The following is a 10171-nucleotide window of genomic DNA, read 5'->3' on the forward strand; positions in this document are numbered from 1 at the left end:
ATACAAATCAGCGAGGGTTTTAAATTGTTCTTTGAAGCGTTGGATATCCTCATCGGTTTTAGCGGCAAAACTGCCTCCTTTGGGACGCCGAGGTAAACTAATAATGCCTCCGACATGAACATTAGGGGGATCAGGGTTGACGGGTGTATCCGCTTTTAACGGAATCCAGCGACCTGTTCCATCGGGATTGAATTGGGCTGCATATAACATTCCCTCGGTTAATAATTGGGAATTTTTTTTGTCTTGGGGATTTTTAACGATTCCTTGACTGACAAATTTATATAAGTGTCCGCCTCGGCGATCGCATCCTGAATAAAACGCTAAAGGTTGACCTGCTTCTACTCGAATTCCCACCGCTTCATGACGGTAACGTCCTAACCACGTATGTTTTGTCCCATAGTCCTGTGAGTTTGTGGGATCAACTTCAACGATCCAGCCATATTTATTTCCCGCTAGTCCAAATACATTTCCTAAACCCTCCATTTCGTCTAAAACAAAAGGGGTTTTATCCGGTTTATAAGAAGTTCCATCGGGATACACCGCTTCGGATACATGACTTTGGAAATTTTCTTCCGCACTCAATACCGTTCCCCAAGGAGTGGTTCCCCCAGCACAATTACTAAAGGTTCCAATAATATTTCCTCCCAAGCGATCGCTATATCCTTGACCTTGTTTCCGAAAGATGGCAACGGCTGGCCCTGTTGCTTTTAAAGATTGGCTCTTTTTTGTTAATCCTGATAACCCAGTAATGCGTCGATCACTTGCTGAATAAGTTCTCACCCAACGACCATCCGGTTGACGTTGAATGGAAATGATGCCAATCCCTAGATCCGTTAATCCTTCTTGGGATAATTTTATAATTTCTGCTCGTAATGGATCGGTTTCCGGTAATGCAAAAGCGTTAATTTTATTCTTTTGGGTTAAAGACTTAATTTGTTTTAAAGGTAATGGTTTTCCGATCACTTGTTCATAAGTTTTAAACCAAAGGGTTGAACTAATATACTCAAAGTTAATCGTCAAAAAACCTTGATTTTCTCCTGTGGGCACAAAGGAAACATAATCATTATTATATCCAAAGCGAGAATTTCCCACTTTGTCTCCCCAAGTGGCAATTACATCATAAGTAAATCCTTCCGGTAGCACGACATCATCAACGACTTCATAGGTTTTATAGGTTTCGATTTGTTGATCTAAGAGGGAGGTTGTACTAACCAGATGGGTTGATTTCGACATTTGACCCTGAATTAAATCAAAGCTGTTGGGTAAGGGTGCTTTGATGGGTTTAAACGGTAGAGAGGAGAAATTTTTCGGGGATGGGGATGAACCGATTAACAGGGATTTTGTTGGCTTAGGATTACATCCGACTGCTACTGTTGCAAAGCTGGCACTTAGCAATAATAGAAAATCACGACGCTTAAGAGACATAAAATCTTTAGGGGTATTGTTTTTAAAACGTTTTCAGAAAAGGGAACAGGAAAAAGTGATTAGCAGCCCGATCAATTATATATGTAGCAAACATTTTAAGATTTACTATTATCAATCAAAACGAATTTAATTCTCCCTTTGAACAATAACATAAAAAAGGGAGAATTTGAAAATATTCAATTGTTCCTATTAACCCTTAAGGTTGATTTTCCTTCCCCGTTGTCAAAAATAACTTGAGGAAGGAATAATACCAAATCCGGTTGCCATACCCCTGCAATAAGGAGTTTTGACAATCGGATGTAATATAAAATGCTGTTGAATCACAATTTAACTTTATCCCAATCGATAACCAAACCCCCGCACAGTAATAATATATTCGGGTTTACTGGGATTAATTTCTAATTTTTCTCGTAACCAGCGAATATGAACATCAACGGTTTTACTATCTCCTATAAAATCCTGTCCCCAAATCATGTCTAATAATTGTTCTCGTGACCAAACTCGCCGAGGATAACTCATAAACAGTTCCAGTAACCGAAACTGTTTGGGGGAGAGTTTCACTTCTTCGCCTCGGAGTAAGACCCGACATTCTTCTGGATAGAGAATCACATCTTTATATTGCAGCATAACAGGTGCAGAGAGTTCAGGTAATCGTTGACGGCGCATTAAGGCTCGACAACGGGCTAGAAACTCCCGAATTCCAAAGGGTTTAGTCAGATAGTCATCGGCTCCCGCTTCTAAATAAAAGGCTGAATTATTAGCACTTTCCTGTAACCCAATAATTAAAATCGGAACCGAATTTCCTTGATGTCGTAACATACGACACAGATCTAATCCATTAATTGAGTCCATAATCATTAGATTGAGGGGAAATTCGACAAAAGAAGATGTCGGGTTCTGGATGGTGGGAAGAGCGTCTCGACCATCTGAAACGACGATAACGCGATAACCTTGCTCTTCTAAAGCCAGGGAAAGTATTTCCCGCCAAGGTTGTTCATTTTCTAACAGTAGAATCTGACCCTGCGCTCTTACATTGGAACGGTAAGAACTCGTGCTTAGTTCAGGAGAAAACATAAAAAATTTTTGTTGTGGGTTGGATGATAACAGGTTGCTGGAACTCGGGATGATCGCTAAAAATCCTGCGGCGTTCTGAGGCTCTAGCCGAGTCGCAACCATCCAACGTAAATATGTTCTCCGTTGCGAATTCCTTCACAGAGGGATGACCAACTGGGAAATGCTAAAGCAAATCCTCCCCCGGACTGGGTTGGAGGGTCGTCAGACTCATCCTGATTTAGACTTGATTCTAGGTTTTTAAGCATTGTTCACGCTCAATTTGCCTGGTTGTTGGGAATCTGATTAGTGGAGTTGGCTTTCATGGTATTAGGAGAAGGTTAACATAAGGTAAAGCATAAGTAATATTTAGGTTAAATTCTTCTAATCAGATTAAAGCTTAAAAAGGGACGTGAATCGCTCAAGATTGACCCATCAGTTTTTAGCATCCTCGTGGCTTTGTCTTGATATCAAAACCGATGGGTGAAGTCGCTACAATGGAAACCGATATTGATTTTAAACTCTCTTAACTTAACTTAATGCTACTACATCTTAGCACTTGGCAAGAAGTTGAAACCTATCTGAGCCATTCTTCGGGTATTATTATTCCCATTGGATCTACGGAACAACATGGCCCGACAGGATTAATTGGAACCGATGCGATTTGCGCCGAAGCCATCGCCAAAGGAGTTGGAGAAGCAACCCAGGCTTTAGTTAGCCCCACTATCAATGTCGGTATGGCTTTACACCACACCGCTTTTCCCGGCACAATCAGCCTTAGACCCACGACCTTAATTCAGGTAATTAATGATTATATCACAAGTTTAACGAAAGTTGGATTTACTCACTACTTTTTTATTAATGGACATGGGGGAAATATTGCGACGTTGAAGGCGGCTTTTTCTGAAGTTTACAGCCATGTTGCGGATCTCAATTTACCCAAGGCTCATGAAGTTAAATGTCAAGTGGGAAATTGGTTTATGTGTAGCTCCGTCTATAAATTAGCAAAAGAGTTATATGGAGATCAAGAAGGTTCCCACGCCACACCCAGCGAAGTCGCTTTAACTCAATATATTTATCCTGATTTCATTAAACAAGCACCTCTAACAGTGGAGGTCGCCAAAGGATTTCCGATTTATGGCGCACAGGATTTTCGTCAACATTATCCTGATGGTCGCATGGGATCTAATCCGGCGTTAGCGACTCCAGAACAGGGTCAAAAATTTTATGAAGTGGCGGTTAAAGAATTAAGTCAAAGCTATTTAGAATTTATCAAATCTAGCGCTAGTTGAACAGGGAACAGGGAAGAGGGAATCACCAAATGTGTAAATCATTCTGTTTAGGGACTTAATGATTTTTTGGCTTCTGGGTTCCTTTTTCTAATTCCCTTTAACTAGGCTGTGGTTGAGGTAATGTTAGATTTTCTGGAGGAAGAATCGGTTGAGTTTGAAACACATCTTTTAACGCTTGTTCTAAGGTAGGTCGCATCACAATGCGATTTTCACTGGCGACAATCACTCGGACTAAGGTGGGTAAACTATTTTCAGCCGCTTCTAAATATAACGGTTCAACATAAAGTAAAGATTGTTCAATGGGAATGACTAATAAATTCCCTTGAATGACTCGTGATCCTTGACGATTCCAAAGGGAAATTTGTTCGGAAATTTCTGGTTCTTGATTAATTAAAGCTTCCACCTGTTCCGGGCCAAAAATTAAGCGTTGTTTGGGGAAACGATATAATAGTAAATGACCATAATTTTCTAAATCAGACCGTGCGGCTAACCAGGCGACTAAATTATTGCGACTGGCGGGAGTAAAGGGGTGAAGGAGTATAAATTCTTCGGATTGTTCTGTTGGTAATCGCATGATTAAATAATAAGGTTCAACCGCTTGTTGTTTGTCTCCATAAATTTCAACGGGAACCCGCCAGAGGTCTTCTCGATTATAAAAAACAATCGGATCACTCATGTGATAGGTTAGTAAATGTTGAGATTGAATTCTAAATAAATCCACCGGATAACGAATATGCTGGCGAAGCATCATTGGCATTTCTTCAATGGGATGGAATAAATTAGGAAAAACTTTTCTGAGTGTTGAGATAATGGGATCTTGAGCTTGTTCTAAATAATAAAATTTAATTTTTCCATTATAGGCATCTACAATAATTTTAACCGAATTACGAATATAGTTAAATTCAGCTTCTTCTGGATCAGAATAAGGATAAAAATTACTGGTTGTATAGGCATCAATCATCCAATATAAATAGTTATGATCTGTGGATGGAGCTTGAGGATCTGATTCAGAATTCTCGAAATCAGCATCAGCAACGACTAAATAGGGATTACTATCATAATGAAGAAAAGGTGCGATCGCTTTAATGCGGTCTAAAATATTTCGCCGGAAAAGTAATTTAGTTTCAGAGGTAAAGTTATCGGTAAATAGCATTTGCCAATTTTTTAAATAATAAGCAAATAACCAGCGTTTCCATCCAGTTCCAATGACAATTCCTCCTTCTCCATCATAGGTGTTATAAACATTTTCATTTCCCAAGGGAAAATCTAGTTCTTTAACTTGGGTTGAAGTCATAATTTGAGTATTGGTAAGTAACCCATAATAAATTCGAGGTTTACCAATGGGAATCAGATTGCGAATTCGAGGAGAAACTTGTAAAGTTGTATCTTCATCTAATTCTGGATCAGCACCAATATTTTTCACAAAATATTCAGGAAGCCCTCCCTCAGCAACGGTATTAACAGGAGATAAAGTGAATCCATAACCATGAGTATAAACTAAATGTTTATTGACCCAAGTTTTAGCTTTTTCGGGAACTAATTCATAGTTTAATTCACGGGGTGAAATCAATACCTGTTGTTTTTGTAGATTGGTGCTTAACTGTCCTGAAGCATTTTGAGTTAAGATAGAATAACGATCATAATCTGCATCAGAAAATTCATAATAGAGGCGGATTTGTTGTAATTGACGATTAGTTTGTAATAAGGGTCGTTTATCCCAAAGACGAATATTATCAATGGTTAAGTTATTGTTTTTAATATCGGTGTAAGTTAATTGAGCATTTGGATCAAACGTTTCAACGTTAATTTTATCTAAATTAAATCCTTTGCGCGTATATTCAATACTGCGTTGAATATACGGTAATTCTCGTTCTAATTCGTTAGGTTGAACGATTAAACGCTGAACTAAACCAGGGATAACACCTGTGACAATAATAGCTAATCCTAAATACCAAGTAAAAATTGCTCTTAAAGAATAACTATCTGCAAACAATTTTGCTTGATTGGATCGAGAACGTTTTATGAATTTATAAAATCCAATCCATCTTAATAAAATTTCAATATAAGGTCTAATTTTTTTTACAGAAAATAAAGCTTGCCAGAGGAGAAAAATAGCAATAATTAAAGCAATTATGGATAACAGTAAATAACCGGGTTTTAAGATATTGACATCGGTATAACCAGCCCCAAAAATCACACCTTCACTTGAATATAAGAGTTCATAACGAGCTAACCAATAGCGCATTGAACTACTGAGCATTAATAATCCACCTAATCCATGAAGATGACGTTGCTGAGGTTGTGAAAAACTTGGAAAACGTCCTTTTCTTAGGCTATCTCCTGACAGAAAATATATTAAACTACAAGTAACAAAACTAACTAAAAATAATCCGATTAACCAAAATTCTAAAACATGAATAATGGGTAGATTAAAAATATAAAAACTCAAATCTTTTCCTAATAAATTTTCTTTTTGATTAAATGAGGTTGGATTAAAATATTGTAGAACGTTTGCCCAATGACTCGATAAAACCAAGCTAAACCCAAAACTAAACATTAAAGCTAATAAAATAAAAACAATTAAAGGTTTCGATAAAATACCAATCATCAAAATTAATAAGACAGGAATTTTCCAAATATAAGCTTGAAAATTTTTAATCCAATTATCGATAATTTGAGGTTCAAACTGAGCCGGAAGAGTTGAAAATAACGGTTGACTTGAATCCCAGTGCCAATAACTGATAAAAATCTGGCCATAGTGGATAACAATTAAACCGAGTAAAAAAGATAAACTAATTATGAATAATAAAAGAGAAGGTAATCCTAATGCAAATCGAGGTAAATTTTGATGAGAGACATCAAAAATATTAACGGGGGGTTTACCTTGTAAATCTTCGGGTAAATATTGATAACGTTGGGCAATAATTAAGTTTCCTCCCAACCAAACTGCGCTAATACATAAACCTAATATAGCTAACGAAATTTCTGTAATTAATCGTTGTTTAAAAACGGATAAATAACCGACTTCTTCAAACCAGAAGAATTCAGCCATAAATTTAGCACTGAGATCGAGAATAAATCCCAGTCCTAATATTCCTAAACCGATTTTAAAAACTTGATTTTTGGTCATTGTTTAGCTAAATTTTGGCAGAAGAAAACAATCAGTTCTATTTTAACCGATTAAACTTTAGAAACTGACGGACAATTACCCAAATACCATCGCCAAGGGAGTTCCTGTCCTTGAGAGAGTCCAATGCGTGTGGTTTGGATAATAGCATTCGGTTGTTGTTCTAAACGCTGTTGAAAGGCTAAGGTTCGATGTTCTAGCCATAACGATTGATCAGGATGAAGCGGTAAACCATTAAACTGAGTATTAATGTCCAATAGGCGGCACAATTTTCCTGGGCCAGAGGCTAAACGAATCTTTTGTTTTGAAGTTAACGGTTGGGTTTGTTCCAGAGACACTAAAATAGAAATCGGAAGAGACTCTAACTGCAAAGCTCGAATTAAAACAGCGCTGGGTACATCCTCTACATCTGTGACAACATTTAAACAGCAATACATCCCATAAATTAAATAAACATAACTCACCCCAGCAGGGCTAAACATCACGGCATTCCGAGGAGTTCGACGCCGATAACCATGACAAGCGGGGTCATTGGGTTCATAGGCTTCTGTTTCCACAATTAAACCTCGAATTTGTTCTCCATTGGCCAGTTGTCGCACTAGAGTACACCCCAATAGTTGAGGCGCGACCTGAGTTGATGGATACACCAACTCAGATGGGTCTACAATCAAAGGCGTTCGAGTTGAGTTCATAACCGACAATGGATATTAAATTGGTCTTATCAGCATTAACCGTGTTATTTACCTTATCCTGTTTATTCTTTGGAACCAAAAACGGTTTCTATGATACCGATAACTATCACGGTAATGGTTCAGCCCATTAATTAGAATGTTGGGGGGGTCAGGACGATTGGACTAGGGTTTGACCTCTCCCCTAACCCTTCACCTTGCAGGAGAGGGGAGAAAGATTAAACCCCGATTCTCTCGCAGGGAGGGGGGCTGGGGGTTCGTCTTTGGACTGCTTAAGAATCTCCATCACATTACTCGCGGGGAGTGTCAATTATTGACTAAGATTAAATCTGGCAGTAAAAATCCAGCGGCTAGGATGTCTCATGAAGTTAGCGAAGGATTTCGCTGTGGCTTCTGGGATTGAGTTTCTTTTGGCCATTTGTGTCTCTCCTGGCTCGGAATAGATGGTGTGTGTAGTGAACGAGGGCGAAAAAATTGCTGAGGTCAATGAAAGGTGTGCTGCATAGGGCGGGGCGAGTGAGTGGCAGACGGTTTGTCAATGGCCAATTCCCCCTCAAACTCAATCTGCTGAGTACATTAGTCCGAAGGGATTTAGAGGCACGATACAAAGGTTCGATTCTTGGCAACCTATGGCCTCTGTTAAATCAGTTATCTCAATTGCTGATTTATACTTATGTTTTCTCGATTGTTTTGAAGGTCAAACTCAATCTTGAAGGGTTTCCCGATAACGAATTAGCCTTTGGACTGTGGCTATTTGCGGGGTTAATTCCTTGGTTTGCCTTTACTAACGGCCTAACTCAAGCCGCAGCATCCGTTGTTGGACAGCCGAATTTAGTCAAAAAGGTGGTGTTTCCTCTGGGACTATTGCCTTTAGTCCCCATTTTTTCAGCCTTTATTGAAAGTTCCTTTGGCTTAATTGCTTTAATTGTGTTAACTGCTTTGTCCGCTCAAGTGCTACACAGTACCATTGGGTTACTGCCTTTAGTTTGGATACCCCAACTTCTGTTAACCGCAGGATTAGGCTATCTGACCGCCGGACTCACGGTATTTTTACGGGATATTCCCCAAAGTTTAAGTGTGATTCTTAATCTTTGGTTTTATGTCACCCCGATTTTATATCCGATTTCTAAAGTGCCTGAATCTTGGCAATTTTGGATTGTTTGGTGTAATCCGATTACTGGACTTTCAGAAGCGTATCGAGATTTAATTTTAGTCGGAGAAATGACCCATTGGGGAGAATTAGCGGTATCTTCAATAATAGCCTTAGTTATTTTTTATGGAGGCTTATGGGTTTATAGGCGGTTGCGTCCAGCCTTTGCTGACGTTTTATAACGGTGACAGTTCCTCACACACGCACAACGTATTTCTAAACCGATACACAAACTGATCACTGATAAACCGGGAAATCAAGAACGAATGAGCGAAATTGCTATATCTGTTAATCATGTTTCTAAATGCTTCAAACGTTATCGCCATCCGGTTGATCGATTGAAGGAAATTTTTCTGCCTGGAAAAAGTTTAGCGCATAATTTTTGGGCGTTGCGGGATATTAATTTACAAGTTTGGAAAGGTCAAACTTTAGGGGTTGTCGGACGAAATGGGTCAGGGAAAAGTACCCTTTTACAGATTATTGTCGGAACTTTAACTCCAACGGAAGGAAATGTTGAGGTTAATGGTCGAGTTTCAGCCTTATTAGAGCTTGGAAGCGGGTTTAATCCTGAATTTACCGGACGACAAAATGTGTTTTTTAATGGTCAATTATTAGGGTTAACGACTCAGGAAATCGAAAAAAAATTTGATGATATTTTAGGTTTTGCTGATATTGGAGATTTTATTGATCAACCCGTAAAAACCTATTCTAGTGGGATGTATGTTCGTTTAGGATTTGCCGTAGCAACCAGTGTTAATCCTGATATTTTAATTGTCGATGAAGCTTTATCCGTTGGAGATGAAGCGTTTCAACGAAAATGTTTTAGTCGAATTCATGAGATTAAAGATCGAGGCGGAACGATTTTGTTTGTTTCCCATTCTGCCCCTTCTATTATTCAATTGTGTGACTCAGCTTTATTAATGGATCGAGGAGAATTATTACTCGAACATACCCCGAAAATGATCATTTCTAAATATCAGAAAATGATTTATGCTGATGCTGATCAAATGGCAATGATTCGGGATGAAATTCAACATTTACGTCATCAAACGTATCAACCGAGTGAAACAATTTCTGAATCTTTTCAAACTCATAATTCTACTCATCCTGAAGCCTTAGAGTCTAGTCCCTCTTTACAGTCCCTAGAATCTAACAATGGGCATTATAAAGATTATTTTGATCCCAAATTAGTTCCTGATCATCCGATTAAATATCCCTCCCGTGGAGCAGAAATTATCGAACCCCATATTACGACATTATCGGGGGAAAAAGTTAATCATTTAATTGCTCGGAATAGCTATATTTATAACTATTCTGTCCGATTTGATAAACCGGCTTCTCATGTGCGGTTTGGAATGTTAATTAAAACTGTCAGTGGGTTTGAATTGGCTGGTGCTTCGTTTTTAGCAACTTCTCAATCAATTAAACAAATTGAACC

9 protein-coding genes are annotated in these 10171 nt (G+C 38.5%); 4 read left to right on the top strand and 5 right to left on the bottom strand.

From position 1 onward, the window contains the following. The 3 genes from ACKPEB_RS07150 to ACKPEB_RS07160 all read right to left on the bottom strand — a co-directional run. On the bottom strand, positions 1–1425 hold a 1425-nt coding region (locus ACKPEB_RS07150), incomplete at its 3' end, for a PhoX family protein (RefSeq protein ID WP_408964173.1). Between the two features lie 333 nt (positions 1426–1758). Continuing rightward, positions 1759–2499, bottom strand: a complete 741-nt coding sequence (locus tag ACKPEB_RS07155) for a winged helix-turn-helix domain-containing protein (RefSeq protein WP_408964181.1) — start codon at positions 2497–2499, stop codon at positions 1759–1761. 83 nt (positions 2500–2582) lie between these two features. After that, entirely contained in the window at positions 2583–2744 is a 162-nt protein-coding gene (locus ACKPEB_RS07160) for a hypothetical protein (protein ID WP_408964174.1), read from the bottom strand. A 270-nt stretch (positions 2745–3014) separates the two neighbouring features. On the opposite strand from ACKPEB_RS07160, the gene ACKPEB_RS07165 reads away from it, so the two are divergent. Continuing rightward, entirely contained in the window at positions 3015–3767 is a 753-nt protein-coding gene (locus ACKPEB_RS07165; protein ID WP_408964175.1) for a creatininase family protein, read from the top strand. A 97-nt stretch (positions 3768–3864) separates the two neighbouring features. Here the strand turns inward: ACKPEB_RS07165 and ACKPEB_RS07170 are convergent, their stop codons facing one another. Continuing rightward, positions 3865–6897, bottom strand: coding sequence for a UPF0182 family protein (locus tag ACKPEB_RS07170; protein WP_408964176.1), 3033 nt, complete (start codon positions 6895–6897; stop codon positions 3865–3867). A gap of 50 nt (positions 6898–6947) precedes the next feature. Then, positions 6948–7586 carry a DNA-3-methyladenine glycosylase gene (locus ACKPEB_RS07175; RefSeq protein ID WP_408964177.1) on the bottom strand — a complete coding sequence of 213 codons (639 nt, stop codon included), beginning with the start codon at positions 7584–7586 and terminating at the stop codon, positions 6948–6950. Between the two features lie 8 nt (positions 7587–7594). Here ACKPEB_RS07175 and ACKPEB_RS07180 point away from each other — a divergent pair, with 8 nt between their 5' ends. The 3 genes from ACKPEB_RS07180 to ACKPEB_RS07190 all read left to right on the top strand — a co-directional run. After that, positions 7595–7717: a hypothetical protein gene (locus ACKPEB_RS07180; protein ID WP_408964178.1), complete on the top strand. Its 123-nt coding sequence runs from the start codon at positions 7595–7597 to the stop codon at positions 7715–7717. A 352-nt stretch (positions 7718–8069) separates the two neighbouring features. Continuing rightward, complete coding sequence (locus ACKPEB_RS07185) at positions 8070–8915, top strand: ABC transporter permease (protein WP_408964179.1); 846 nt, start codon at positions 8070–8072, stop codon at positions 8913–8915. An 84-nt stretch (positions 8916–8999) separates the two neighbouring features. After that, positions 9000–10171 (top strand): ABC transporter ATP-binding protein (locus ACKPEB_RS07190; protein WP_408964180.1); only part of this gene is annotated, 1172 nt, incomplete at its 3' end.

It is taken from the genome of Planktothrix sp., from assembly GCF_046067725.1.
GTDB lineage: Bacteria > Cyanobacteriota > Cyanobacteriia > Cyanobacteriales > Microcoleaceae > Planktothrix.

Excerpts from the sequence above, each read along its gene's own strand:
- ACKPEB_RS07155 (WP_408964181.1), bottom strand. The coding sequence starts at position 2,499 with ATGTTTTCTCCTGAACTAAGCACGAGTTCTTACCGTTCCAATGTAAGA.
- ACKPEB_RS07160 (WP_408964174.1), bottom strand. The coding sequence starts at position 2,744 with ATGCTTAAAAACCTAGAATCAAGTCTAAATCAGGATGAGTCTGACGAC.
- ACKPEB_RS07165 (WP_408964175.1), top strand. The coding sequence starts at position 3,015 with ATGCTACTACATCTTAGCACTTGGCAAGAAGTTGAAACCTATCTGAGC.
- ACKPEB_RS07170 (WP_408964176.1), bottom strand. The coding sequence starts at position 6,897 with ATGACCAAAAATCAAGTTTTTAAAATCGGTTTAGGAATATTAGGACTG.
- ACKPEB_RS07175 (WP_408964177.1), bottom strand. The coding sequence starts at position 7,586 with ATGAACTCAACTCGAACGCCTTTGATTGTAGACCCATCTGAGTTGGTG.
- ACKPEB_RS07180 (WP_408964178.1), top strand. The coding sequence starts at position 7,595 with ATGGATATTAAATTGGTCTTATCAGCATTAACCGTGTTATTTACCTTA.
- ACKPEB_RS07185 (WP_408964179.1), top strand. The coding sequence starts at position 8,070 with ATGAAAGGTGTGCTGCATAGGGCGGGGCGAGTGAGTGGCAGACGGTTT.